Below are 25,708 nucleotides of genomic sequence, written 5' to 3' on the forward strand. Positions count from 1 at the left end.
CACTTCTTGATCACCTGGTTGTCACCACACCCCCGAAAAGGAAGCACCTTGGCTCGCCACCGGCTCCGCCGTTTACTCCGCACCGCAGGCCCCGCGGCGGTCTCCGCCCTCGTCGTCACCGCGCTCCCCGCGACCCCGGCGTCCGCCGACTCCTCCGCCACCCCGCACCTCGACGCCGTCGAGCAGACGCTCCGTCAGGTCTCGCCCGGCCTCGAAGGCCGCGTGTGGGAGCGCACCGCGGGCAACGCGCTCGACGCCCCTGCCGGTGACCCCGCCGGCTGGCTGCTCCAGACCCCCGGCTGCTGGGGCGACGCCAACTGCGCCGAGCGCACGGGCACGAAGCGGCTGCTGGCCAGGATGACCGAGAACATCTCGAAGGCCACGCGCACCGTCGACATATCCACCCTCGCGCCCTTCCCCAACGGGGCGTTCCAGGACGCGATCGTCGCGGGCCTGAAGAAGTCGGTGGAGAACGGCAACAAGCCGAAGGTCCGCGTCCTCGTGGGGGCCGCGCCGGTCTACCACATGAACGTGCTGCCCTCGAAGTACCGCGACGACCTGCGCGACAAGCTCGGCAAGGCCGCCGACGGCCTCACGCTCAACGTCGCGTCGATGACGACCTCCAAGACCGCGTTCTCCTGGAACCACTCCAAGCTCCTGGTCGTGGACGGGCAGTCGGCGATCACCGGCGGCATCAACAGCTGGAAGGACGACTACGTCGACACCACCCACCCGGTGTCCGACGTCGACCTCGCCCTGACCGGCCCCGCCGCCGGCTCCGCGGGCCGGTACCTGGACCAGCTGTGGACCTGGACCTGCGAGAACAAGAGCAACATCGCGAGCGTCTGGTTCGCCGCGTCCCCCGGCGCCGGCTGCATGCCCACGATGGAGAAGGACGCCAACCCCGTGCCCGCCGCGGCCACCGGGAACGTCCCCGTCATCGCCGTCGGCGGACTGGGCGTCGGCATCAAGGACTCCGACCCCTCCTCGGCCTTCAAGCCGGAGCTGCCGTCGGCGCCCGACACCAAGTGCGTCGTGGGCCTGCACGACAACACCAACGCCGACCGTGACTACGACACGGTCAACCCCGAGGAGAGCGCCCTGCGCGCCCTCGTCGGCAGCGCGCGCAGCCACGTCGAGATCTCGCAGCAGGACCTCAACGCCACCTGCCCGCCGCTGCCGCGCTACGACGTCCGCCTGTACGACGCGCTCGCGGCGAAGCTGGCCGCCGGCGTGAAGGTGCGCATCGTCGTCAGCGACCCCGAGAACCGGGGCGCCGTCGGCAGCGGAGGCTACTCGCAGATCAAGTCGCTGAACGAGATCAGCGACCTCCTGCGCAACCGCCTCTCGCTCCTCCCCGGCGGCGCGCAGGGCGCGAAGACGGCCATGTGCGGCAACCTCCAGCTCGCGACCGCACGCAGCTCGGACAGCGCGAAGTGGGCGGACGGCAAGCCGTACGCCCAGCACCACAAGCTGGTCTCGGTGGACGACTCGGCCTTCTACATCGGTTCGAAGAACCTGTACCCGTCCTGGCTCCAGGACTTCGGGTACATCGTGGAGAGCCCGGAGGCCGCCCGTCAGCTCGACGCCGAGCTGCTCGCCCCGCAGTGGAAGTACTCGCAGGCGACCGCGACCTTCGACTACGCCCGCGGGATCTGCCAGGGCTGAGCCCCTGACGGTCCCCGCAGAGCGGATCCGCGGCCCGCGGCTGGTGACAGCCGCGGGCCGCGGTGCTGTCAGCGCAGCGTCATCACCTTCTGCGGCGCGCGCTCGGGCGTCCGCGCGGCGGCGTCCCCGGAGGGCGCCTTGCCGCAGTACTCGGCCTCGGCCAGCGCATTGAGGTCGCCGGTCCAGTCGCCGTTGAGGTTGAAGGCGGCGGTGTGCTTGCCGTCGGCCGTGGAGGCGGCCATGGTGAGGGAGCCGTGGATGCCGCCGGTGTGCGACCACACGGTCACGCCGCACGACAGCGGTATCTCGGCGATCCCGAGGCCGTAGCGGGCGCCGGGCATCTCGCCACGGGTGGACACGGTGGTCTGGAGCTCCCGCTGCTGGGCGCGGGGCAGCAGCTTCCCGTCGACCAGGGCCCCGTAGAAGCGGTTGAGGTCGCCGGTGGTGGAGATGATCTCGCCGGCGGCCCCGCCCCAGGAGGGATTGAGCTCGGTGGCGTCGACGGGCTTCGTGGCCGGGTCCTCGGAGTGGACCTTGCTGTACGCCGTGCCGTGCGGGTCGGGCATCTTCGCCGACGTGCCCGGGAGGGTGGTGGCGCGCAGGCCGAGGGGCCGGATGACGCGCCGCTCGATCTCCTTGGCGTACGGGTGCCCCGTCACCTTCTCGACGATCATGCCGGCGAGGATGTAGTTGGTGTTGGAGTAGTGCCAGCCCTCGCCCGGCCGGAAGTCCGGCGCGTGCCCCATCGCGGTCTTCACCAGGTCGCCCGGGGTGTGGGTGTCGTAGCGGTGCTCGAGGAAGCCGGGGCCGAGCAGCTTCTGGAGGCCCGGGTCCTCCGTGTAGTTGTAGATCCCGCTCGTGTGGTTGAGCAGCTGCCGGACGGTGATCTTGCGGCCGTCGTGGCCGTTGCCCCGGACGACGCCCGGCAGCCACCGGTCGACGGAGTCGTCCAGGCGCAGCTTGCCCTCGGCCTCCAGCTGGAGGAGGACGACGGAGGTGAAGACCTTGCTGACGCTGCCGATGCGGAAGCGGTCCTGGGGGAGGCGAGCGCGTCCCGTATCGACGTCGGCGACGCCCGCGGACCCCTGCCAGGTGCCGCCGGCGTCCCGTGCCTGCCCCAGGACGCCGGGTATGCCGGCCCGGACGTGGGCCTCCATGGCGCTGCGGGTGGCGGCGTGCCGGTCGTGCCGCCCGGTGGCGGCGTCGCCGGCCGTGGCGGCGGACGCGGGGACGGCGAGGGCTCCCGCGGTCATCGCCGCGGTGGCCAGCGCCCCCGCCATCGTTCTCTGGACGGTGCGTATGTTCATGACGTTCAGCCCCTCTGCTCCGGTCGGTATGCGGACAGGGGGCAGGACTCCGCCAAGGCGCCCGGGGTTGAAGGGCCTTGTGGGGGAGGAGTGGGATCCAGCCAGAGGGAATCGGATCATCCGGTTCCAAACCGATTCCAGATAGAGCGGGGTCCGGACACCGGGCGGGGTCCGGTTTGAGATACCGCACAGAATCCGGCGCGCGGGAACCGCGGAGCAGGCCGTGGCGTCAAGGGTGACCGCACCGGCCCGGGAGGGCCCGCCCCACGATCGGCTGAATCCCGCCCCCGGTCACCGGCCTGTTCGCCGCCCCGGCGCCGCATCGCCGCCGCCTCCGCGTCCGGCGAGGGTCTCACCGTCAGGTATAACTCGCTCACCCAGGGTGCTCCACGCCTGGTGGGCGACCCGTGCCCGCGGCCCGTGCCGGCCGCCCCGGCGGGCGCCCCCGAGGGGGTGCGGGCGGGGCGCGTGTAGCTTTGCCGTACAGCCGTGCCGTCGTCACCTGTGCGGCATGCGATCGTCACCTTCGCGTGTACTGCCGTGCCGGTACCGCCCTACCGATTCAAAGGACGCCCCACCCATGCCGTACGTGCGCCACTGGTTGCGCAACTCCGTCCTGCTGTTCGCCGTCGCGATCGCGCTGGGCCTGGTCGCGGTGCACACCGACCTCATCCAGCCGCACGACCTGAAGCTGGACCGCACGGTCCAGACCACCTTCCGCACCGGGTGGCTGAACGTGGTCATGGAGGGGGTCAGCGCTCTCGCGTCCCCGATCGCCGGCGTCCTGATCCTCGCGGTCTGGAGCGGCTGGCTGCTGTTCGTGCGGCGCCGGCCGGTCACGGCGGTCGCCACGTTCCTCGTCGTCGCGGTCGGCTGGAACAGCACCCAGATCGCGAAGGCCATCGTCGCGCGGCCCCGGCCGCCGAGGGAGTTCATGCTGGACCCGGAGATCGGCTCCAACAGCTTCCCCAGCGGCCACACCGCCTTCACCGTGGCCGTGGTCATCGCCGCGTACTTCCTCTTCCGCGAGTCGCGCCACCGGCGCACCGTGCTGGTCGTCGGCGCCTTCGCCGTGCTGCTCGTCGCCTTCTCCCGGTGGTACGTCGGCGCCCACTACCCGACCGACACCCTCGGCTCCGTCCTGATCGCCTCGTCCGCGATCCTCTTCGTCACCGGCATCTGGCACGCCTGGCTGCTGCCGCGGCTCTACCGCATCCCGCTGCTGGAGCGCTTCGGCCTGGACCAGGAGCTCGCCGAGCTGGAGGCCGCGGAGCACGGCGGCCACCACGGCCACACCCGTCCCGTGCCGCACAGCCGGCGCCGTGGCGGGGGAGGCGGAGGCGGCGCGGCCGCCGGGGGGCGCCACCGCCGGCACGCCGGCCGCTGACGGCCGCGGCGCCGTCCGCCGCATCCGACGGGACCTCGCAGGGCTGACGCCCTGCGAGGTTTTGTTTTTCTTCGCCTTCCACATTTCTGGAACAAGTTCTACGGTGTGCGCCGTCGACGCGGGCGAGACCCTGGAGGGGCCGTGGACCTCGAATACACCCCGGAGCAGCAGCGCTTCCGCGCCGAGCTGCGCGACTACTTCGCCGGACTGGTCGCCGGCCGGGACCCGGAGAGCCACGACGACCCCGCCGGGCAGAAGCGCTTCTACCGCGCCACGATCCGCCGCCTCGGCGCCGACGGCCGCCTCGGGGTGGGCTGGCCCACCGAGTACGGCGGCAGCGGCCGGACCCCGATGGAGCAGTTCATCTTCTTCGACGAGGCCGCCCAGGCCGGCGTCCCCCTGCCCCTGATGGCGCTCAACACCGTCGGCCCCACCCTCATGCAGTTCGGCACCGCCGAGCAGAAGGCGTACTTCCTGCCGCGCATCCTCTCCGGCGAGCTGGACTTCGCCATCGGCTACAGCGAGCCCGACGCCGGCACGGACCTCGCCTCCCTCAAGACGCGCGCCGTGCGCGACGGCGACGACTACGTCGTCAACGGGCAGAAGATCTGGACCACCAACGGCGACAGCGCCGACTGGATCTGGCTGGCCGTCCGCACCACCCCCGTCACGGACGGCACCCCACCGCACAAGGGCATCACGCTCCTCCTCGTACCGACCAGCGCCCCCGGCTACTCCTGCACCACCATCAACACCCTCGCCTCCCACAGCACCACCGCCGGCTACTACGAGGACGTGCGCGTCCCCGTCCGCAACCGCGTCGGCGAGGAGAACCAGGGCTGGCGGCTGATCACCACCCAGCTCAACCACGAGCGCGTCACCCTCGCCGCCCACGGCGCGACCGCGATCCGCGCCCTGCGCGACGTCCGGCGCTGGGCCGCCGCCACCAAGCTCGCCGACGGCCGGCGCGTCATCGACCTCGGCTGGGTCCGCACCCGGCTCGCCCGCACCCACCTGCGCCTGGAGGCGATGAAGCTCCTCAACTGGCAGATGGTCGACGCCCTCCAGCGCTCCGCCCTCACCCCGCAGGACGCCTCCGCCGCCAAGGTCTACGGCTCCGAGACCCGCCGCGACGCCTGCGCCTGGCTCATGGAGGTCCTCGCCGCCGCGGGCCCCCTCAAGGAGGGCTCCGCCGGCGCCGCCCTCCACGGCGAACTGGAACGCGCCTACCGCGCCGCCGTCATCTTCACCTTCGGCGGCGGCAACAACGAGATCCAGCGGGAGATCATCTCCTGGATCGGCCTGGGGATGCCGCGCGTGCGCCGCTAACCTGACGACGACGGGAGGTGCCCCCATGCCGCAAGCCGATCCCGGGCTCATCCTCCGCGCCGTCGCCGGACTCGGGCCCGGTACCCGTCCTTCCGTCTACAACCTGCACAGACGGGCCGCCATACTGGACGGGCCGGGGGAGGCGCGGGGCATCGACGGGGGCGGCGGCGCGGGATGGCGGACACCAGGCTGATCCAAGGGCGGTACCGCCTGCTCGAGCGCATCGGGCGGGGCGGCATGGGCGAGGTGTGGCGGGCGCTCGACGAGTCGCTCGGCCGGCAGGTCGCCGTCAAGTGCCTCAAGCCCATGGGGCCGCGGCACGAGCCCTCCTACCTCCGGGTGCTGCGCGAGCGCTTCCGGCGCGAGGCGCGCGTCGCGGCCGCCCTCCAGCACCGCGGCATCACCGTCATCCACGACTTCGGCGAGTCCGACGGCGTGCTCTTCCTCGTCATGGAGCTCCTCGACGGCCGCAACCTCAGCGAGCTCCTGGAGGACACCTGCGGGCACCCGCTGGCCGTGCCCGACATCCTGGAGATCGCCGAGCAGGTCGCCGCCGCCCTCGCCTACACCCACGGCCAGGGCGTCGTCCACCGCGACCTCAAGCCCGCCAACGTGATGCGGCTGACCGACGGCAGCGTCAAGATCTGCGACTTCGGCATCGCCCGCCTCGGTGACTCCATCGGCTACTCCTCGGTCTCCTCCCGCCTCACCGGCACCGGCATCGCCATGGGCACGCCCCACTACATGTCGCCCGAGCAGATCGGCGGCGCCCCGGTCGACCACCGCAGCGACCTGTACTCCCTGGGCTGCGTGCTGTACGAGCTGGCCACCGGCGCCCCGCCGTTCGACATGGACGACGCCTGGGCCGTGCTCGTCGGCCACCGGGACACCGCGCCCGTACCGCCGCGCACCCACCGCCCGGAGCTGCCGGAGGCCTTCGAGCGCATCGTCCTCGACCTGCTCGCCAAGGACCCCGAAGAACGCCCTCCCGACGCCGCGGAGCTGCACGCCCGCCTGCTCGTGCTGGAGCCCCCGGGCCGGCTCGCCCGCCCGGTGACCGTCCACCGGACGCCACCCCGGCTGCCCTCCGTACGGGCGTCCGTCCGGCTGCCCGAGCCGCGGCTGCCCGGCTGGGCGAGGAACATGACCACCGGCTCCAAGGCGACCGGACCGGGCCCGCGGACGCCGCTGCCGCCGGACCCGGCGGCGGCGCTCACCGGCGCCTGGACGGAGGGGCTCGCAGGCCCGGCCGTGGGGCTCACGGGCGTGTGGACGGCGGGCCCGGCCGGGCTCACGGCGCCCGTGCAGCGCACCGCGTCCGGGCCGGCCGTGCCCGCCGCCGGCCTGCCCACCGTCCGCGAGGCGGCCGTTCCGCCCGCGCCGGAGGCCCTCGCCGTGCTCGTGGCCCGCCACCAGGAGGGTCTGCGCCTGGGGAGGCTGGGCCGCTGGGAGGAGGCGGGCCGGGCGCACGCCGCCGTCGCCGCCGACCGCGAGCGGCTCCTCGGCCCCGACCACCCCGACACCCTCACCAGCCGCTACGAGGCCGCGTTCGCCCTCAGCGCCCTGGGCCGCCCGGGCGAGGCGCTGCGCGAGTACGCCCGCGCGGCGGCCGGGCGCGAGCGCGTCCTCGGGCCGGACCACCCCGCGACGCTCGCCGCGCGCCAGGAGACGGCGTACGTTCTCGGTCAGCTCGGCCGGCACTTCGAGGCGCACGACGTGTACGCCGCCGTGCTCGCCGCGCGCGAGCGGACCGTGGGCCCCGACCACCCGGACACCCTGCGCTGCCGCCACAACCTGGCCTTCAACCTCGGCCGCCTGGGCCGGCTGGAGGAGTCGTACCGCATGGCCTGCGAGGTGGCGGTCACCCGCTCCCGGGTCCTGGGCCCGGCCCACCCGGACACCCTCGTCAGCCGCTACGAGGTGGGGTACGCCCTCGGGCAGCTGGGCCGCTGGCCCGAGGCGTTGCAGACCTACCGCGAAGTGGCCGTCGCACGGCAGCGGGTGCTCGGCGCGGGCCACCCCGACACGCTCGCCGCCCGCTACGAGACCGGCATCTGCCTCGGCCGCCTCCAGCGCAGTGCGGAGGCCCTGCGGCTGTTCCGCGAGCTCGTCGACGAGCGCACCCGCGCCCAGGGGCCCGAGGACGCGGACACGCTGCGCGCCCGCCACTGCCTCGGCGTCAACCTCGGCCGCCTCGGGCGCTGGGAGGAGGCCCTGGCCGAGGCGCGCGACGTCTGCGCGGTGCGCGAGCGGGTGCTGGGCCGCGACCACCCCGAGACGCTGGTCAGCCGGCGCGAGATCGCGGTCGGGCTCGGCTGGCTCGGCCGCTGGACCGAGGCCCTCGCCGTCTACCGCGACGTCGCGCAGGCCCGGCAGCGGGTCCTGGGCGCGGACCACCCGGACGCCCTCACCAGCCGCAACGACGAAGCGCACTGCCTCGAACAGCTGGGCCGCTCCACCGAGGCCGTGGAGCTCTACCGGCAGGTCGCGGCGGTCAGCCGCGTCCGGGCCACGCGGAGCCGCTCCGGACCCTGAGGGCCGGGGCCGGGGTGGTTCCGGCGGAACGCCTTCATCTGACGGCGCGTCAGAAAAACCCCTTCCCTCGCCCGGCCCCCTGCGGCATCCTGCCGCCCATGCAGACCGAGTTGAGCCGGCGGCTGGGCATCGAGCACGCCGTCTTCGGCTTCACGCCCTTCCCCGCCGTCGCCGCGGCGATCTCCCGCGCCGGAGGGCTCGGCGTCCTCGGCGCCGTCCGCTACACCGACCCCGGCGACCTCGCCCGGGACCTCGACTGGATGGACGCGCACACCGGCGGCAGACCGTACGGGCTCGACGTGGTCATGCCCGCCAAGAAGGTGGAGGGCGTCACCGAGGCGGACGTCGAGGCGATGATCCCCGAAGGGCACCGCCGGTTCGTCCGCGAGACCCTCGCCCGGCACGGCGTCCCCGAACTCGCCGCCGGGGACCGGCGGGGCTGGCGCATCACCGGCTGGATGGAAGAGGTCGCCCGCGCCCAGCTCGACACCGCCTTCGGCCACCCGCTCGCCCTGCTCGCCAACGCCCTCGGACCGCCGCCCGCCGACGTCGTGCAGCGCGCCCACGCCCACGGCGTCCTCGTCGCCGCGCTCGCCGGCAGCGCCCGGCACGCCGCCCGGCACGCCGACGCCGGCATCGACGTCGTCGTCGCCCAGGGGTACGAGGCCGGCGGGCACACCGGCGAGATCGCCACCATGGTCCTCACCCCCGAGGTCGTCCGCGCCGTCGGGCCACTGCCCGTCCTGGCGGCCGGCGGCATCGGCTCCGGCGAGCAGATCGCCGCCGCGCTCGCCCTCGGCGCCCAGGGCGTCTGGATCGGCTCCCTCTGGCTCACCACCGAGGAGGCCGACCTGGGCTCGCCCGCCCTGACGGCCAAGCTCCTCGCCGCGGGCTCCGGCGACACCGTGCGCTCCCGCGCCCTCACCGGCAAGCCCGCCCGCCAGCTGCGCACGGCCTGGACCGAGGCCTGGGACGACCCCGCCGGCCCCGGCACCCTTCCCATGCCCTTGCAAGGCCTCCTCGTCGCCGAGGCGCTGACCCGCATCCAGAAGTACGAGGCCGGGCCGCTGCTGGGCACGCCGGTCGGCCAGATCGTCGGCAGCATGAACACCCGCCGCGGCGTCCAGGCCGTCTTCGACGACCTGACAAGAGACTTCGAACGCGCCGTGGCCCGCCTGAACGGCATCGCGGGGGATGGGCAGGGCCCACCCGGGGACCGTGTCCGCGGGGCCGCCCCGAAAGCCGGCGCCGACGCGGGGCCCGGCCCGGACTGACCGTCAGAGCACGCAGGCCATCCACTCCCTCCGCGCCGTCCACGTCCCCCCACCTCCGACCCGAAGGAGGTCCCATGCCCTCCCGACCACCCAACGGCTTCTGGGCGCAGGCCGCCGCAGAGCCCGGCCGCCCCGTCCTCGTCGACCCGGCCGGCACCACCTGGACCGCCGGCCGCCTGCACGCCGCCGCCAACCGGCTCGTCCACGGGCTGCGCGCCGCGGGGCTGCGGGCCGGGGACGCGTTCGCCGCCGTGCTTCCCAACGGCGCCGAACTGCTCACCGCCCACCTCGCCGCGACGCAGGCGGGCCTGTACCTGGTCCCGGTCAACCACCACCTCGTGGGACCGGAGATCGCCTGGATCGTCGCCGACTGCGAGGCCAAGGCGCTCATCGCCCACGAGCGGTTCGCCGCCGCGGCGACGGCCGCCGCGGACGAGGCCGCCCTGCCCGCCGCCCGGCGCTACGCGGTCGGGAACATCGAGGGCTTCCGCCCGTACGCGGACCTCCTCGACGGCCACCCGGACAGCCCGCCGGCCGACCGCACCGCCGGCTGGGTCATGAACTACACCTCCGGCACCACCGGCCGGCCCCGCGGCATCCGCCGCCCGCTCACCGGCAGGCCGCCCGAGGAGGGGCACCTGGGCGGATTCCTCGGCATCTTCGGCATCCGGCCGTTCGACGGCAACACCCACCTGGTGTGCTCCCCGCTCTACCACACGGCCGTGCTCCAGTTCGCCGCCGCGGCCCTGCACATCGGCCACCGGCTGGTGGTCATGGACAAGTGGGCGCCCGAGGAGATGCTGCGCCTGATCGAGACCCACCGGTGCACGCACACACACATGGTCCCCACCCAGTTCCAGCGGCTGCTGGCCCTGCCGGAGCACGTCCGGGCCCGCTACGACGTGTCGTCCATGCGCCACGCCGTGCACGGCGCCGCGCCCTGCCCCGAACACGTGAAGCGGGCGATGATCGAGTGGTGGGGCGGCTGCATCGAGGAGTACTACGCGGCCAGCGAGGGCGGCGGCGCCTTCGCCACCGCCGAGGAGTGGCTGAAGAAGCCCGGCACGGTCGGCAAGGCGTGGCCCATCAGCGAGCTCGCCGTGTTCGACGACGACGGCAACCGCCTCCCGGCGGGCCGGCTCGGCACCGTCTACATGAAGATGACCACCGGCGGCTTCGCGTACCACAAGGACGCCGACAAGACCCGGGCCGGCCGCATCGGCGACTTCTTCACCGTCGGCGACCTCGGCTACCTGGACGAGGACGGCTACCTCTTCCTCCGCGACCGCAAGATCGACCTGATCATCTCCGGGGGCGTCAACATCTACCCCGCGGAGATCGAGTCCGTGCTGCTCGGGCACCCGGCCGTCGCCGACGCCGCCGTCTTCGGAGTGCCGCACGACGACTGGGGCGAGGAGGTCCGCGCGGTCGTCGAACCGGCCGAGGGCCACGCGCCGGGCGCCCCGCTGGCCGCGGACATCCTCGCGCACTGCGCCGGGGCCCTGGCCGGCTACAAGCGGCCCAGGGCCGTCGAGTTCATCGCCGCCATGCCCCGCGACCCCAACGGCAAGCTCTACAAGCGCCGCCTGCGCGAGCCCTACTGGGAGGGCCGGGACCGCCCGGTGTGAGCGGCGGCCGCCCCTTGACCTTCCGGGCGCGGCGGCACCAGGATCCGGGCATGACGGGAGTGCACGACAGCACGGTGGACGGCATCCTCCGACGCACGGCCCGGCGCGTGCCGGACCGGACGGCCCTGCGGTACGGGGAGCGTGCCTGGACCTACCGCGAGCTGGACGAGGCCGTGACGGGCGCCGCCGCGGCCTTGCTCGGCAGCGGCCTGAGCGACGGCGACCGCGTCGCCGCCTACGGCCACAACTCCGACGCCTACCTGATCGGCTTCCTGGCCTGCGCCCGGGCCGGGCTGGTGCACGTGCCCGTCAACCACCAGCTCACGGGCGGCGAACTGGCCTACATCCTGGAGCAGTCGGGCAGCGCGCTGGTGCTCACCGACCCGGCCCTGGCGCACCGGCTGCCCGCTGCCGTCCGCACCCTGCCGCTGCGCGACGCCACGGGCTCCCTGCTGGAGCGGGCGGTGCAGCGGCGCGCGGGCAGCGTGACCCTCTTCGCCGGAGGCCCGGACCAGGGTGACCTCGTACAGCTGCTCTACACCTCCGGCACCACCGCGCAGCCCAAGGGCGCGATGATGACGCACGGCGCGCTCGTGCACGCCTACCTGAGCGCGATCACCGCCCTGGACCTCAGGGAGACGGACCGGCCGCTGCACGCCCTGCCGCTGTACCACTCGGCGCAGATGCACGTGTTCCTGCTGCCGTTCCTGGCGGTGGGAGCGGAGAACACCCTCATCGACGCGCCGGACCCGGACCGCGTCCTCGAACTGGTGGAGGCGGGGCGGGCCGACAGCTTCTTCGCCCCGCCGACCGTGTGGATCGCGCTGGCCGCCCACCCCGGCTTCGCGACCCGGGACCTGTCGGCGCTGCGCAAGGCGTACTACGGTGCGTCCGTCATGCCCGTGCCGGTCCTGGAACGGCTCCGCTCCCGCCTGCCCCGCCTCGCCTTCTACAACTGCTTCGGGCAGAGCGAGATCGGGCCGCTGGCCACCGTGCTGCGGCCCGAGGAGCACGAGGGGCGGATGGACTCCTGCGGCCGGCCGGTGCTGTTCGTCGAGGCGCGCGTCGTGGACGACAAGGGCGCCGACGCGCCCGACGGCACCCCCGGCGAGGTCGTCTACCGCTCCCCGCAGCTGTGCCGGGGCTACTGGGGCAAGCCCGAGGAGACCGAGGAGGCCTTCCGGGACGGCTGGTTCCACTCCGGCGACCTGGCGGTCCGGGACGCCGAGGGCTACTTCACGGTCGTGGACCGGCTGAAGGACGTCATCAACTCCGGCGGTGTGCTGGTCGCCTCCCGCGAGGTGGAAGACGTGCTCTACGGTCACCCGGCGGTCGCGGAAGCGGCCGTCGTCGGGCTCCCCGACGCCCGCTGGATCGAGGCGGTCACGGCCGTGGTCGTCACGCGCGGCCGCGTGACCGAGGAGGAACTGGTGGAGTACGCACGGGACCGGCTGGCGCGCTTCAAGGTACCCAAGCGCGTACTGTTCACGGACGCCCTGCCAAGGAATGCCTCCGGCAAGGTCCTGAAGAGAGAACTGAGGTCAGCCCTCTCGGGCGGGCGGCCGACGACCGCATTCAGACCGCAGTGATCGCGAATTCCGCCGGACTCCCACCACGGTGGTGCCTCGCCGTAGCGGCGGGCATTTTTGTCGGCGCCGCGGCGCCGGAACGGCCGCCGCCGGGCGCGCCGGTGGGGGCTTGCCGCCGCGGCGGCGGATTTGGAGGGGGCCGGCAGCCCCTCCACCTGCGGCGAGCTGCCGCGGAGGAGCCCACAGCTCGGGCCCGGTGCGGCGCCGCCGGGCACCCCGATGGGGCCGGATCCCCGGGGCAGCGGTTTTTGAGCCGACCCGCGGGCGGGAACGTGCAGGAGGGGCGGGGGCGCAGGGGCAGGGTCCCTGGACGCTGACGTGTATTTGCGGCGCCAAGTGCGGGGCACGAACGCGCAGAGGGGAAGGGCGCCGTAAATATACGGTCCAGGGACCCTGCCCCGGAGCCCCCGGCCCGGCCCGCCCCGCAACGCACCGGCCCGCACCCGCGCCGCGTCACCCCCGCTCGTCCACGACCCGCCTCAACTTCCCCACCGACCTCTCCAGCGTCCCCCCGTCCACCACCTCGACGGCCACCGTCACACCCACCCCGTCCTTCACCCCCCGCGCCACCTCCCCGGCCGCAGCCACCCGCCGCTCCGCCGTCGCCCCCGCCCGCGCCTCCACCCGTACGGTGAGGTGGTCCATCCGGCCCTCGCGCGTGAGCCGCAACTGGAAGTGCGGGGCGAGCCCGGACGTCCGCAGCACGATCTCCTCGACCTGGCCGGGAAACAGATTCACCCCCCGCAGGATGATCATGTCGTCGCTGCGCCCGGCAATCCGCTCCATCCGCCGGAAGGCAGGGCGAGCGGTGCCGGGCAGCAGCCGGGTCAGATCGCGGGTGCGGTAGCGGATGACGGGCATGGCCTCCTTGGTGAGGGAGGTGAGGACCAGCTCGCCGTGGCTGCCCTCGGGCAGCACCTCTCCCGTGACCGGGTCGACGACCTCCGGGTAGAAGTGGTCCTCCCAGATGTGCAGGCCGTCCTTGGTCTCCACGCACTCCTGGGCGACGCCGGGCCCGATGACCTCCGAGAGGCCGTATATGTCGACGGCGTCGATGACGAAACGCTCCTCGATCTCCCGCCGCATCTCCTCCGTCCAGGGCTCGGCGCCGAAGATCCCGGTGGTCAGGGAGGTGCTCCGGGGATCGATGCCCTGGCGCTCGAACTCATCGAGAAGAGTGAGCATGTAGCTGGGCGTCACCATGATGATCCGTGGCTCCAGATCCCGGATGAGCCCGACCTGGCGCGCGGTCATGCCGCCGGAGGCGGGGATCACCGTGCAGCCGAGCCGCTCGGCGCCGTAGTGCGCGCCCAGGCCGCCGGTGAACAGGCCGTAGCCGTAGGCGACGTGGATCCGGTCGCCGGGCCGCCCGCCGGCGGCGCGGATCGAGCGGGCGACGACCTCGGCCCAGACGTCCAGGTCCCGGTCGGTGTAGCCGACGACGGTGGGGGTGCCCGTGGTGCCGCTGGAGGCGTGGAGGCGCCGGATCTCGCTGCCGGGGACGGCGAACATGCCGAAGGGGTAGTGCTCCCGGAGGTCCGCCTTGGTGGTGAACGGGAGGCGGGCGAGATCGGCGAGGCTGCGGCAGTCCTCGGGACGTATGCCCGCGGCGTCGAAGGCCCGCCGGTAGAAGGGCACGTGCTCGTACGCGCGCCGGAGCGTCGCCCGGAGCCGCTCCAACTGGAGCGCGGCCAGTTCGTCGCGGGACATCCGCTCGGCCGGATCCCCAGGAACCAACCGATCGTTCGGTAGTTGCATGAGATCAAGTATCCAGGGGCGGCGCCGCGCGTCAAGAGGGCACTAACCCCACAGCGACGCGCACCCATAACTCTCCGGCGTGCGCTCCCTCGCCCCCCGCCCCCGCGCCGTCAACTCTCCGCCCGCGCCCCCTCCTCCACGACCGCCCCTTTCTCCACGACCGCCCGCGCCCACCGGTAGTCCGCCTTCCCGCTCGGCGACCGCCGCACCCGCTCCGTGAAGACCACCCGCCGCGGCACCTTGTAGCCCGCCAGCCGCGCACGGCAGTGCGCCTCCAGCGCGCCGGGCGGCAGCGGCCCGGCCCCCTCGCGCAGCTGGACGACGGCGGCCACCCGCTGCCCCCACCGCTCGTCGGGAACACCCGCCACCAGCACGTCGTACACGTCCGGATGCGCCTTGAGGGCCTGCTCGACCTCCTCCGGATAGACCTTCTCGCCGCCGGTGTTGATGCACTGCGAGCCCCGCCCCAGCAGCGTGATCTCGCCGTCCGCCCCGGCCCGCGCCATGTCGCCGAGCAGCACCCACCGCTCGCCGCCCGCCCGGAAGAACGTCGCCGCGGTCCGCTCCGGGTCGTTGTAGTACCCGAGCGGCACGTGGCCGCGCTGCGCCACGCGCCCTTCCCCGCCGGGCGCCACGGGCTCGTGCGTGACCGGATCGACGACGGCCGTGCGCTCGTTGACGCGCAGCAGCAGCCCCCCGCCCGCATCCACCCCCGCCCCCACCCCGTCCGCGGCGGTGCCGTTGAAGCCCGACTCCGAGGAGCCGAAGTTGTTCAGCAGCGCCACGTGCGGCAGCAGCGCCGCGAACTGCTCCCGCACGGTGCGGGAGAGGATCGCCCCCGAGCTGCTGACGCTGAACAGCGATGAGCAGTCGGTGCCCCGCAGCGGTCCGGCCAGCGCGTCCACCAGGGGCCGCAGCATCGCGTCGCCCACCAGGGAGACGCAGGTGACCTTCTCCCGTGCGACCGTGCGCAGCACTTCGTCGGGGGCGAACCTGCTGTGCAGCACGACCTTCTGGCCGTAGTCGAAGGCGATGAGCGCGGTGAGCGTGGACGTGCCGTGCATCAGCGGCGCGGTGGGGAAGAAGACCAGGCCCTCACCGCTTTCGGCGACCCGCTCGGCGAGCTCCCGCGGGTGCCTGACCGGCTCGCCCGTGGGCGCCCCGCCGCCGAGCCCGGAGAAGAACAGGTCCTCCTGGCGCCACATCACGCCTTTGGGCAGGCCGGTCGTGCCGCCCGTGTAGATGATGACTTGGTCGTCCGCCGAGCGCGGGCCGAAGCCCCGCAGGGGCGAGCCCGACGCTTCGGCTTCGGTGAAGGGGACGGGCGTGAGGGCGGGCTCGGGCGCCCCGTCCGGAGGCGTCCCGGCGCGCACGAGGTGGCGCAGCACGTCCGTACGGGGGAGTGCCGCGGCCACCCGGGCGGTGAAGGCGGCGTCGAAGACCAGGGCCACGAGGTCGGCGTCCCGGTAGAGGTAGGCCAGTTCGTCCTCGACGTAGCGGTAGTTGACGTTGACGGGCACGGCCCGGATCTTCAGGCAGGCCCAGAAGGACTGGACGTACTCGACGCCGTTGTAGAGATGCAGCCCCACGTGGTCGCCGGGCCGGATCCCCCGGCCGCGCAGGTGGTGCGCCAGCCGGTTGGCGGCCGCGTCGAGCTGCGCGTACGTCAGCCGCCGCTCGGTGCCGCTCCCGGGGAGGTCCGCGTGGACCAGGGCCTCCCTGCGGGGCACGGCGTCCACGACCGACTCGAAGAGATCCGCGAGGTTGTAGTCCACGTTTCCTCCTGCCCGGCGGAGCGGCGGCCGGCGCCCATTAGAGCGCCGCGGGGCGCAGGGAGGAAGGGCCGGGACCCGGGAAGGGCCAAGAAATCTGACGGGAAGTCAGAAAACTCTTGAACCCCGCCCCCGCCTCCTGCACCCTGTTCCCGTCGCCGGGACGGGAGGAAGACCCACGGGAGGAAGACCCAATGAGCGGGACCGAACACCTCACGGCCGAACGCGTCGGCGCCACCATGGTGCTCACCCTCAACCGGCCGGAAGCGAAGAACGCCCTGTCACTGCCGATGCTGGCCGGGCTCCACGACGGCTGGCTGGAAGCCGACGCCGACGACGCGATCCGCTCCGTCGTGCTCACCGGCGCCGGCGGGGCCTTCTGCTCCGGCATGGACCTCAAGGCGCTCCACGGGCCGGGCCCGGCGGACGACGCCTGCCGCGCACGGTTCAAGGCCGACCCCGACCTGCACTGGAAGGCCATGCTCCGCCACCACCGCCCGCGCAAGCCGGTCATCGCCGCCGTCGAGGGCCCCTGCGTCGCGGGCGGCACCGAGATCCTCCAGGGCACCGACATCCGCATCGCCGGCGAGAGCGCCGTCTTCGGCCTCTTCGAAGTGCGCCGCGGCCTCTTCCCCGTCGGCGGCTCCACCGTCCGCCTCGCCCGCCAGATCCCGCGCACCCACGCCCTGGAGATGCTGCTCACCGGCCGCCCCTACAGCGCCGCCGAAGCCGCGCGCATCGGCCTCATCGGCCACGTCGTCCCGGACGGCACGGCCCTGGAGCGGGCCCTGGAGACCGCCGCACTCGTCAACGCCAACGGGCCGCTGGCCGTCGAGGCCGTCAAGGCCTGCGTCCACGACACGGCCGGCCTGGACGAGGCCGCGGGCCTCGCCCTCGAACTCGAACGGGGCATGCCCGTCATCGGCAGCGCCGACGCCAAGGAGGGCACCCGGGCCTTCGCCGAGAAGCGCCCCGCCGTCTACCGGCGCGCCTGAAGGGAGCCCCGCCGTGCCGGAGATCCTCACCGCACCCCTGACCGTCTCCTTCCCCTTCACCCGCTCCCTCGGCCCCGTCCAGAGCGCCTTCCTCACGGGCCTGCGCGAGCGCACCGTGCTCGGCGTGCGGACCACCGACGGCCGCGTCCTCGTACCGCCCGTCGAGTACGACCCCGTCACCGCCGGGGAGATCCGCGACCTCGCCGAGGTCGCCCCCACCGGAACCGTCACCACCTGGGCCTGGAACCCCGCCCCCCGGGACAAGCAGCCCCTGCGCACGCCCTTCGCCTGGGTCCTCGTCCGCCTCGACGGCGCCGACACCGCCCTGCTGCACGTCCTCGACGCCCCCGGCCCGCACGCCGTACGGACCGGCATGCGCGTCCGCATCCGCTGGGCCCCCGAACGCACCGGCGCCATCACCGACATCGGCTGCTTCGAGCCGTACGAGGACGAGCCCGGCGAAGACGAGACAGCCGCAGGGAAGGCCGGCGCAGGCGAGGACCGCGCGCGGGAGGCCGGCCACCGTCCGGCCGCCCCGCACGACGGCGTCTTCGACGCCCCCGTCACCGGCATCGTCACCCCCGCCCGCCTCGACTACACCTACACCCCCGGCCGCGCCATGAGCCGCCACCTCGCCGCCCTCGCCGAGCACAGGATCACCGGCGAACGCTGCCCCTCCTGCCGCAAGGTCCACGTCCCGCCCCGGGGCGTCTGCCCCACCTGCGGCGTTCCCACGACCGAGCAGACGGAGGTCGGCCCGCACGGCACCGTCACCACCTTCTGCGTCGTCAACATCAAGGCCAAAGGCGCCGGCATCGACGTCCCGTACGTCTATGCCCACATCGCCCTCGACGGCGCCGACCTCGCCCTCCACGCGCGCATCGGCGGGATCCCCTACGACGAGGTGCGCATGGGCATGCGCGTCGCACCCGTATGGACCGGCGACGCCCGCCACCCGGACCACTTCCGTCCCACCGGCGAGCCCGACGCCGCCTACGACACCTACAAGGAGCTGCTGTGACGCCGCCCCGCGACGTGGCCGTCGTCGCCTTCGCGCACAGCGAGCGCGACGGCAGCGCCGACGGCGCGTCCGAGCCCGAGATGCTGCTGCCCGTCCTGCGCGAGGCGCTGCGCCAGGCGGGACTGGCCCCCGGCGAAGCCGACTTCACCTGCTCCGGGTCCAGCGACTATCTCGCGGGCCGCCCCTTCTCCTTCACGCTCACCCTCGACAGCGTCGGCGCCTGGCCGCCCATCGCCGAGTCCCACGTGGAGACGGACGGGGCCTGGGCCCTGTACGAGGCCTGGGTGAAGATCCTCACCGGCCGCGCCGACACGGCCCTCGTCTACGCCCACGGCAAGCCCACCGCCGGCGACCCGGCCGACGTCCTCACCCGCCAGCTCGACCCCTACTACCTCGCCCCCCTGTGGCCCGACCCGCGCGCCCTCGCGGCCCTCCAGGCCCGGGCGCTCATCGACGCCGGCCACCTGGAGGAACCGCCCGCCGCGGAGGCCCACGCCGTACTGCCCCTGCGCGCCGGCGACTTCCCGGCTCCCGTCGACGGCGCGGCCGCCGTCGTCCTCGCCGCCGGCGACACCGCCCGCCGCATGTGCGAGCGGCCCGCCTGGATCCGCGGCATCGACCACCGGATCGAACCCCAGGCACCGGGCCTGCGCGACCTCACCGACTCGCCCTCCACCCGCCTGGCCGCCGAACGCGCCGGAGCCTTCCGCGCCCCCGTCGACACCGCCGAACTCCACGCCCCCTGCACCGCACAGGAGACCGTCCTGCGGCGGGCGCTGCGCCTCGACGGCACCGTCACCGTCAACCCGTCGGGCGGAGCGCTCGCCGCCGACCCCGTCATGGTCACCGGCCTCGTCCGGCTCGGCGAAGCGGCCGCCCGCATCCACCGCGGCGACTCCGACCGGGCCCTGGCCCACGCCACCTCCGGGCCCTGCCTCCAGCACAACCTCGTCGCCGTACTGGAAGCCGTTCCGGAAGGGGAGACCCGGTGAGCGGACAACGGACGGGCAGGGAGCCCGTCGCCGTCGTCGGCATCGGCCAGACCAAGCACGCCGCGGCCCGCCGGGACGTCTCCCTCGCCGGACTCGTCCGCGAAGCCGCCCTGCGGGCCCTCGACGACGCACAGCTGTCCTGGGCCGACGTCGACGCCGTCGTCCTCGGCAAGGCCCCCGACTTCTTCGAGGGCGTGATGATGCCCGAGCTCTACCTCGCCGATGCCCTCGGCGCCGCCGGGAAACCCGTCCTGCGGGTGCACACCGCCGGCTCCGTCGGCGGCTCCACGGCCCTCGTCGCCGCCGACCTCGTCGCCGCGCGCGTCCAGCGCACCGTCCTGGCCGTCGCCTTCGAGAAGCAGTCCGAGTCCAACGCCATGTGGGGCCTGTCCCTGCCCGTGCCCTTCCAGCAGCCCCTGCTGGCCGGCGCCGGAGGATTCTTCGCCCCGCACGTACGGGCCTACATCCGCCGCAGCGGCGCGCCCGGCGGCGTGGGCGCCCTCGTCGCCTACAAGGACCGCCGCAACGCCCTGCGGAACCCCTGGGCCCACCTCCACGAGCACGGCATCACCCTGGAACAGGTGCGCTCCTCGCCGATGCTGTGGGACCCCGTCCGCTACTCCGAGACCTGCCCGTCCTCCGACGGCGCCTGCGCCGTGGTCCTCACCGACCGTGCCGGAGCCGCCCGCGCCCCGCACCCGCCCGCCTGGGTGCACGGCGGCGCCATGCGCAGCGAGCCCACGCTCTTCGCCGGCAAGGACTTCGTCTCGCCGCGCGCGGGCCGCGACTGCGCCGCCGAGGTCTACCGTCAGGCCGGCATCACCGACCCGCGCCGCGAGATCGATGTCGCCGAACTCTACGTGCCCTTCAGCTGGTACGAGCCGATGTGGCTGGAGAACCTCGGCTTCGCCGCCGAGGGGGAGGGCTGGAAGCTCACCGCCTCCGGTGCCACCGAGCCCGGCGGCGAACTGCCCGTCAACCCCTCGGGCGGTGTCCTGTCCACCAACCCCATCGGCGCCTCCGGCCTCATCCGCTTCGCCGAAGCGGCCCTCCAGGTGCGGGGGACGGCGGGGGAGCACCAGGTCGACGGCGCCCGGACGGCGCTCGGCCACGCCTACGGAGGGGGCGCGCAGTTCTTCTCCATGTGGGTGGTGGGGCGCCGGCCGCCCACCACGTGAAGGAGCGCACGGCGGAGCTCGGCCGCCGTGCGGCCTGTGCGGCGCACGCCGCGCTCGCTAGGGTGGGCGCGGGACGACGACCGGGAGGAGCTTCAGCAGTGGCGGAGAGCACGACTGAACGACCGGCGGGCGGCATCGTGCCCGAGCTCGACCTCGGCAACGCCGCCTGGCTGTCGAGCAGCCAGGGAACCGGCGATGTCCAGATCGCCTTTGTCGAAGGCTTCATCGCGATGCGCAACGGACGCAATCCGGACGGGCCCGCGCTCGTCTTCACGCCGGGGGACTGGCGGGCGTTCGTACGCGGCGCGCGCGAGGGCGAGTTCGACCTCACCTGACGGGCTGTCAGCCCACGAGCGCGCCCTCGGTCAGCAGATCCGCGTGGTGGCGGCGGGCCACCTGGGGGTGCGCACGCAGCCAGCCCTTGATCTCGTTGCGGCCGTACTCGGCGAACAGCGGGTTGCGGGCGTCCTGCGTGACGCCCGGCGCCCGGTCCGCGTGCGCGAACGGCACGGGCGCGATGCGGGCGTCCAGGCGCGGGTTGTAGAAGAACGGGACCGAGAACCGCTCGCGGGTGCCGGCCGGGCTGACCACACGGTGGTTGGTGGCCTTCAGGTAGCCGTTCGTGGCCACCTCCAGCAGCTCGCCCAGGTTGATCACGAACGCGCCCGGCACCGGCGGCACGTCGACGAAGGACCCGTCCGCGGCCTCCACTTGCAGGCCGCCGACCTCGTCCTGGAGGAGGAGGGTCAGGAACCCGTAGTCCTTGTGGGCGCCCACGCCCTGACCCGCCCCGTCGGGGGCGCTGCCGGGGTAGCGGACCAGCTTCAGGTGCAGGTGGGGGCGGTCGGCGAAGGCCTCGTCGTAGAAGTCCTCGGGGGCGCCGATCGAGGCCAGCAGCTCGTGCAGCAGCCGCTCGGCGACCTCGCTCAGCCGGTCGATCCAGCGCAGCGCCGCCGTGCGCAGCCCGGGCAGGGCCGCGGGCCACTGGTTCGGGCCCTCCAGCCACCAGTAGCCGGGCTCGTCCGCGCCCGGCGCGCGCGCCTCCCGCTCGGCGCCTATGTCGAGCTGGTCGCGCCAGTCCTGGCTGCCGCCGGTCCGCTCGTCGCCGGTGCGGGTGTAGCCGCGGAAGTGGGGGGAGTTGAGGTTGCTGATGGACAGCCGGTCCGCCTCGGGGAGCGCGAAGAACGCCCGCATGGTGCGCCACAGCTCGGCCGTCTCGGCCTCGGTGACGCCGTGGCCGGTCAGGTGGAAGAAGCCCACGTCGCGCGCGGCCGAGTGCAGCTGCTCGCGGAAGCGGGCACGGGCCTCGGGGCCGGCGGAGGCGGCGGAGAGGTCGAGGACGGGAAGCTCGTTGCTCATGAGGGTTGTCCACAGCGTGAGGGCCCGGAATTGCGTACGGCGGTGCGCCGGACGCCCGCGCCGCCGCCGCGGGGTACGCGGGCAGGGCGGAGCGGGACCGGGAGAACGGCAGGAAGGAAAAGAAAGAAAGCAGGCCACGGGCCCGAAGAAAGGGGCCGGGCAGGAAGAAGATCAGCCGTAGCGGCGACAGGACATGCTCGTGACGCGGAGGAGGTCCACGTGGCGGCGTTTGACGAGCATAGTCACGCGCCTATCGTATACGACCGGCCGGGAAACCGGCGCCAGGTGCTCTGACCTGCGGGTTTCCGGACAAGGGAATCCCCCTGCCCCGGGGCCCGTGCACCCGAGACAGGGGGAGATCCGGCCATCCGCAGACCAGCAGCAGCGCCGGTCGCGGCGTCGGTCAGTGGCCGTGGTTGAAGCCGGGGCCGCCGAAGCCGGGGTGGCCGCCGCCCTTGTTGCCCGAGCCGTTGCCCGAGATGATCGGGATCTCGTCGAGGATGTGCGACAGCGGGTCGTCGCCGTCGCTGATCGTCGAGTTGTCGGTGCACTGCTGCTGCTGCTGGGAAGTGAGGATCGGCACGTCCTGGATGCCGACGTTGATCAGCAGGGCGAGGACCGACTGGAGGCCGATCTTCCCGATGCCCAGGCACGGCTTGTTGAGTGTGCCCTGGATCAGACTCATCTGAGGGCTTTCCTTGCCACCGGTCTTGGTGTTGCCGTAACCGGTGTGCGAGGCGTTGCCGTTGGCTACGTCCTGGTCGTTGCCGATCGCCATCGCCGGGCTGGCAATGGTGCCGACAGCGGTAGCCGTCACGGCGGCCGTCGTGAGTACATTCTTGAGCACGTCTGTGCCTTTCGATCGATTAGCTGCCTCTCAAAGACAGGGAAGCGATCTGAGTAACTCGGCCGCATAACGGAAGTTTCGGGAATTCACTCATTTGCTCCAGGACGGTGGTTTCCGTAAGGAGAAGTCCCGCATTCGCCTGGTAACGTGCCGCCGCGGCGGAGTTCTTCGGCCGTCGGGCCCGCCCGGACAGCGCCCCCACAAGCCGCGTCCGGGCGGGCCCTGGCCCGGCCGCCGCGAGCCCTTCGTACGGGCCGCCGCCGAAGCCCGCCCCGGCGCCACTACCGGGCCCCGGGCACGTACGATGTGAGCATGTCCTTCCTCCGCCGCCGCAGCGCCACGCCCACCGGGCCGGACTTCGACGTCCTGGCCATGGACCCGGGGGACTGGCCGGGCGATCTCGGGGCCGGGCTGCTGCCCGCGCCCGACGGCAGCTGCCAGGGTGTCTTCCTCCGCTACGACCTCTTCGGCGGGCGCGGCCCGGCGATGATCATCGGCAATCTGCCCGAGGGCTCCCCGGCGCGCGAGCTCGACGAGGGCCAGGTGCCCTTCGAGGTCACGCAGCTCCTGGCCGCCCTCGGCAACGAGGAGCCGGTGCAGGTGCTGGAGACCGAGGACATCCCGGTCATGCACGAGGACAGCCTGCTGATCGTCCGGCGCATCAAGTGCTCCGAGGGCCGCATCTCCTGCACCCAGTTCGACCGCAGCGACGGCGTCCTCGTCACCATCGCCAGCTGGGACCGGCCCATCACGGACGAGCTCTACCAGCTCCTCAAGCCGCTGCCCGCCGAGATGTTCCAGACGGCCTGACGAGGCCCCCGCACCACGACGCACCGGAGCCCGGTACGGCCACGCCGTACCGGGCTCCTGGCGTCCTCTTCGACCGCGCTACCGGTTCGAGGGCCGCACGGACACGTCAGCGGCCTTCACGAAGGCCACCCGGTGCCCGAACTGGATCTCGTAGTACGCCTCCCTGCCCCGGATCACCTTGTGGCCCGCGGGATCGAAGGTCTTCGCCCACAGGTACTCGCTCCGGAGCCGATCCCCCATGACGTACGCCTGCCCGGCGAACAGCTTGTACGGCAGCGGGGCCAGCGCCTGCACCGGCACCTCCGCGGGATACGCCTCCTTCTCCGGATACGCCCGCCCGAACACCGGGACCTCCGCCAGCCCCTCCTTCGGCGTCACCACCGAGCCGTAGGCGCTGACCGCGGTCGGCCGCGACGCCGGGTCCTTGAACCACGCCTTCTGCCCCAGGTACCAGATCGCCGTCCACGAGCCCTTGCGCCCCGCCACCGCGAACTGCTGGCCCGTCGAGGCGCGGGCCCCCGTGTCGTTGACGTCGATCGTGGACGCGCCGCCGTCCGGCCGCAGCCCGGCGTCCTTCACCAGCGGCGCCTTCTCGCTCGGCTGCGTGTACAGCCGCACCGCACCCGAACCGTGCGGGGCGCACGGCTTGGCCGGCCCCGTGCAGCCGGTGTAGGCGGGCTTGTGCGCGTCGTACTCGGGCAGGACGGTGACCATCCCCGCGTTCGCGCCGCCCGTCGAGCGGAACGGCTTGCCCATCAGATCGAAGTAATGCGCCCAGTCCCAGTACGGACCGGGGTCGGTGTGCATCCCCTTGATCGTCGCCGGGGTCGTGCCCGGGACGTTGTCATGGCCCAGGATGTGCTGCCGGTCCAGCGGGATGTCCAGCTCTTCCGCCAGATACCGCACCAGACGGGCCGAGGCGCGGTACATCTCCTCCGTATACCAGGCGTCCGGCTGGGCGAGGAAGCCCTCGTGCTCGATGCCGACCGACTTGGCGTTCACGTACCAGTTGCCCGCGTGCCAGGCCACGTCCCTCGTCGGCACGTGCTGGGCGATGTGGCCGTCCGCGGAGCGCACGGTGTAGTTCCACGAGACGTACGCGGGGTCCTTGATCAGCTTGATCGTCGTCTCCCAGGACCCCTCGGTGTCGTGGATGACGATGAACTCGGTCTTCTGCGAATCCGGGCGGTCCGCCAGATCGTGATTGCCGTAGTTGTTGTCGCCCGGCAGCTTCTCGTACGGGGCCGGGATCGCCTCGCAGGCCACCGCCGACGGACACTCGGTCTCCTCGTCCGAAGGCTCCGGCAAGCCCAGCCGCCGCACCTGCTCCGTGCGGTCGGGCAGGCGCGGGACGGCCGCCAGGGCGACCAGCTGGCCGACGTCGGTCGTACGCCGCTGACCCGAACGGATCACGTCGAAGACGTCACGCGCGAAGGCCGTGGCCGTCGCCGTGTCGGAGGCGCCCGGATAGGCCGCCACAGCACCGAACCAGTCGGCCGGATTCTCGCTCAAGGGCAGCCGCAGCCGCTTCTGGGCGGCGGCGAGCAGCGCCGCGCCACCCCGCACGTTCGCAGCGGGATCCTTGCGCAGGGCCTCCCGCGACAGACCGGACACCCGGGCGGCCTGCTCCAGGGTGCGCAGCCGCGCCGGGACCTCCCCGGCCGGCAGCACGGACGGCCGGACCGTCCGGGGACCGGCAACCGGACGGGAGCCGTCGCCACGCGGATCCTCACGGCCCTCGCTGTGGTGCGGAACCGCGGCCACGGCATGCGCGGCATCGGTCAGATGCATCGGGCCGTAGCCACCGGTGACGCTCGGGGCACCGCCGTGGCTGTCCCACCGCGACTCCATATAGGAGAGGCCCAGCAGCACACTCTGCGGAACACGATATTCATGGGACGCCGCGGCGAAGGCCCGCTGGAGCGCGCCGGAGCGCGCCTGGCGGTCCGTGGCCGTCGCCGCACCGGGCGCCAAGGGCAGCAAAAGGGCGGCCGAAGCCAGTACTCCGGCCGCCTGGAACGCCCCCCGGCTTCTTCGGAGGGCTCTCAGGGGGGCGGTCCACGATTCGGGAACGGATCCTCGCAATGCAGCCTCCTCGGGGCGTGCCGTGCCACGCGCGGGAAATGGTCGGGGCGCGAGCGGGCGTGCGGGACCGGACGTAACCAGAGGTAGTCCCTGGCAGACGATCCGTCAATCATGCTGCTGCGAAGCATGTTGCCCGTACGAACGCTGCGCCTCCGACGCCGAGGCTGCACCCTT

19 protein-coding genes and 1 pseudogene are annotated in these 25,708 nt (G+C 73.3%); 13 read left to right on the forward strand and 7 right to left on the reverse strand.

The window, feature by feature from the left end:
• Positions 1–48 precede the first annotated feature (48 nt).
• Positions 49–1,668: a phospholipase D-like domain-containing protein gene (locus D7231_RS22160; RefSeq protein ID WP_120757256.1), complete on the forward strand. Its 1,620-nt coding sequence runs from the start codon at positions 49–51 to the stop codon at positions 1,666–1,668.
• Between the two features lie 68 nt (positions 1,669–1,736).
• Here the strand turns inward: D7231_RS22160 and D7231_RS22165 are convergent, their stop codons facing one another.
• Entirely contained in the window at positions 1,737–2,975 is a 1,239-nt protein-coding gene (locus D7231_RS22165; protein ID WP_241999853.1) for a serine hydrolase domain-containing protein, read from the reverse strand.
• A 580-nt stretch (positions 2,976–3,555) separates the two neighbouring features.
• Between D7231_RS22165 and D7231_RS22170 the strand changes: the two genes are divergently transcribed.
• From D7231_RS22170 to D7231_RS22195, 6 genes and pseudogenes are all read left to right on the forward strand, one after another.
• On the forward strand, positions 3,556–4,362 hold the full coding sequence (locus D7231_RS22170) for a phosphatase PAP2 family protein (RefSeq protein WP_120757257.1): 807 nt from the start codon (positions 3,556–3,558) through the stop codon (positions 4,360–4,362).
• 141 nt (positions 4,363–4,503) lie between these two features.
• On the forward strand, positions 4,504–5,691 hold the full coding sequence (locus D7231_RS22175; protein WP_120757258.1) for an acyl-CoA dehydrogenase family protein: 1,188 nt from the start codon (positions 4,504–4,506) through the stop codon (positions 5,689–5,691).
• A gap of 174 nt (positions 5,692–5,865) precedes the next feature.
• On the forward strand, positions 5,866–8,226 hold the full coding sequence (locus D7231_RS22180) for a serine/threonine-protein kinase (protein WP_120757259.1): 2,361 nt from the start codon (positions 5,866–5,868) through the stop codon (positions 8,224–8,226).
• Positions 8,227–8,324: 98 nt separating this feature from the next.
• Positions 8,325–9,419: pseudogene (locus D7231_RS22185) on the forward strand (NAD(P)H-dependent flavin oxidoreductase); the annotation flags it as partial.
• A gap of 155 nt (positions 9,420–9,574) precedes the next feature.
• A complete protein-coding gene (locus tag D7231_RS22190) occupies positions 9,575–11,128 on the forward strand; it encodes an acyl-CoA synthetase (RefSeq protein ID WP_120757261.1) in 1,554 nt (517 codons plus the stop codon).
• A gap of 50 nt (positions 11,129–11,178) precedes the next feature.
• The gene (locus D7231_RS22195) at positions 11,179–12,717 is read left to right on the forward strand and encodes an acyl-CoA synthetase (protein ID WP_120757262.1); all 1,539 of its coding nucleotides are present in this window, start codon (positions 11,179–11,181) and stop codon (positions 12,715–12,717) included.
• Between the two features lie 453 nt (positions 12,718–13,170).
• On the opposite strand, the gene paaK is transcribed toward D7231_RS22195, so the two are convergent.
• Complete coding sequence (gene paaK, locus D7231_RS22200; protein ID WP_241999854.1) at positions 13,171–14,475, reverse strand: phenylacetate--CoA ligase PaaK; 1,305 nt, start codon at positions 14,473–14,475, stop codon at positions 13,171–13,173.
• A 110-nt stretch (positions 14,476–14,585) separates the two neighbouring features.
• Positions 14,586–16,250 carry an acyl-CoA synthetase gene (locus D7231_RS22205; protein ID WP_120757264.1) on the reverse strand — a complete coding sequence of 555 codons (1,665 nt, stop codon included), beginning with the start codon at positions 16,248–16,250 and terminating at the stop codon, positions 14,586–14,588.
• A 191-nt stretch (positions 16,251–16,441) separates the two neighbouring features.
• On the opposite strand from D7231_RS22205, the gene D7231_RS22210 reads away from it, so the two are divergent.
• The 5 genes from D7231_RS22210 to D7231_RS22230 all read left to right on the forward strand — a co-directional run bounded on the left by D7231_RS22210 (position 16,442) and on the right by D7231_RS22230 (position 20,768).
• Positions 16,442–17,242: a crotonase/enoyl-CoA hydratase family protein gene (locus tag D7231_RS22210; protein ID WP_120757265.1), complete on the forward strand. Its 801-nt coding sequence runs from the start codon at positions 16,442–16,444 to the stop codon at positions 17,240–17,242.
• A gap of 13 nt (positions 17,243–17,255) precedes the next feature.
• Complete coding sequence (locus D7231_RS22215) at positions 17,256–18,263, forward strand: Zn-ribbon domain-containing OB-fold protein (RefSeq protein WP_120757266.1); 1,008 nt, start codon at positions 17,256–17,258, stop codon at positions 18,261–18,263.
• On the forward strand, positions 18,260–19,255 hold the full coding sequence (locus tag D7231_RS22220; protein WP_120757267.1) for a lipid-transfer protein: 996 nt from the start codon (positions 18,260–18,262) through the stop codon (positions 19,253–19,255). The genes D7231_RS22215 and D7231_RS22220 overlap by 4 nt, the downstream gene beginning before the upstream one ends.
• Positions 19,252–20,433, forward strand: a complete 1,182-nt coding sequence (locus D7231_RS22225) for a thiolase domain-containing protein (protein WP_120757268.1) — start codon at positions 19,252–19,254, stop codon at positions 20,431–20,433. Before D7231_RS22220 ends, D7231_RS22225 begins: the two co-directional genes overlap by 4 nt.
• 98 nt (positions 20,434–20,531) lie before the next feature.
• Entirely contained in the window at positions 20,532–20,768 is a 237-nt protein-coding gene (locus D7231_RS22230) for a DUF397 domain-containing protein (protein ID WP_120757269.1), read from the forward strand.
• 7 nt (positions 20,769–20,775) lie between these two features.
• On the opposite strand, the gene D7231_RS22235 is transcribed toward D7231_RS22230, so the two are convergent.
• The 3 genes from D7231_RS22235 to D7231_RS22240 all read right to left on the reverse strand — a co-directional run bounded on the left by D7231_RS22235 (position 20,776) and on the right by D7231_RS22240 (position 22,639).
• Positions 20,776–21,792: an isopenicillin N synthase family dioxygenase gene (locus D7231_RS22235; RefSeq protein WP_120757270.1), complete on the reverse strand. Its 1,017-nt coding sequence runs from the start codon at positions 21,790–21,792 to the stop codon at positions 20,776–20,778.
• Between the two features lie 171 nt (positions 21,793–21,963).
• On the reverse strand, positions 21,964–22,038 hold the full coding sequence (locus D7231_RS38545) for a putative leader peptide (RefSeq protein ID WP_353620260.1): 75 nt from the start codon (positions 22,036–22,038) through the stop codon (positions 21,964–21,966).
• Positions 22,039–22,195: 157 nt separating this feature from the next.
• Positions 22,196–22,639, reverse strand: coding sequence for a rodlin (locus D7231_RS22240; protein WP_120757271.1), 444 nt, complete (start codon positions 22,637–22,639; stop codon positions 22,196–22,198).
• Positions 22,640–22,951: 312 nt separating this feature from the next.
• On the opposite strand from D7231_RS22240, the gene D7231_RS22245 reads away from it, so the two are divergent.
• On the forward strand, positions 22,952–23,449 hold the full coding sequence (locus D7231_RS22245; RefSeq protein WP_120757272.1) for a hypothetical protein: 498 nt from the start codon (positions 22,952–22,954) through the stop codon (positions 23,447–23,449).
• Positions 23,450–23,527: 78 nt separating this feature from the next.
• On the opposite strand, the gene D7231_RS22250 is transcribed toward D7231_RS22245, so the two are convergent.
• Positions 23,528–25,534: an N-acetylmuramoyl-L-alanine amidase gene (locus D7231_RS22250; protein WP_422396746.1), complete on the reverse strand. Its 2,007-nt coding sequence runs from the start codon at positions 25,532–25,534 to the stop codon at positions 23,528–23,530.
• Between the last annotated feature and the right edge of the window lie 174 nt (positions 25,535–25,708).

This window comes from Streptomyces klenkii (genome assembly GCF_003626645.1).
In the GTDB taxonomy this organism is placed as follows: domain Bacteria; phylum Actinomycetota; class Actinomycetes; order Streptomycetales; family Streptomycetaceae; genus Streptomyces; species Streptomyces klenkii.

Excerpts from the sequence above, each read along its gene's own strand:
- D7231_RS22170 (WP_120757257.1), top strand. The coding sequence starts at position 3,556 with ATGCCGTACGTGCGCCACTGGTTGCGCAACTCCGTCCTGCTGTTCGCC.
- D7231_RS22195 (WP_120757262.1), top strand. The coding sequence starts at position 11,179 with ATGACGGGAGTGCACGACAGCACGGTGGACGGCATCCTCCGACGCACG.
- D7231_RS22235 (WP_120757270.1), bottom strand. The coding sequence starts at position 21,792 with ATGAGCAACGAGCTTCCCGTCCTCGACCTCTCCGCCGCCTCCGCCGGC.
- D7231_RS22180 (WP_120757259.1), top strand. The coding sequence starts at position 5,866 with ATGGCGGACACCAGGCTGATCCAAGGGCGGTACCGCCTGCTCGAGCGC.
- D7231_RS22165 (WP_241999853.1), bottom strand. The coding sequence starts at position 2,975 with ATGAACATACGCACCGTCCAGAGAACGATGGCGGGGGCGCTGGCCACC.
- D7231_RS22245 (WP_120757272.1), top strand. The coding sequence starts at position 22,952 with ATGTCCTTCCTCCGCCGCCGCAGCGCCACGCCCACCGGGCCGGACTTC.
- paaK (WP_241999854.1), bottom strand. The coding sequence starts at position 14,475 with ATGCAACTACCGAACGATCGGTTGGTTCCTGGGGATCCGGCCGAGCGG.
- D7231_RS22210 (WP_120757265.1), top strand. The coding sequence starts at position 16,442 with ATGAGCGGGACCGAACACCTCACGGCCGAACGCGTCGGCGCCACCATG.
- D7231_RS22190 (WP_120757261.1), top strand. The coding sequence starts at position 9,575 with ATGCCCTCCCGACCACCCAACGGCTTCTGGGCGCAGGCCGCCGCAGAG.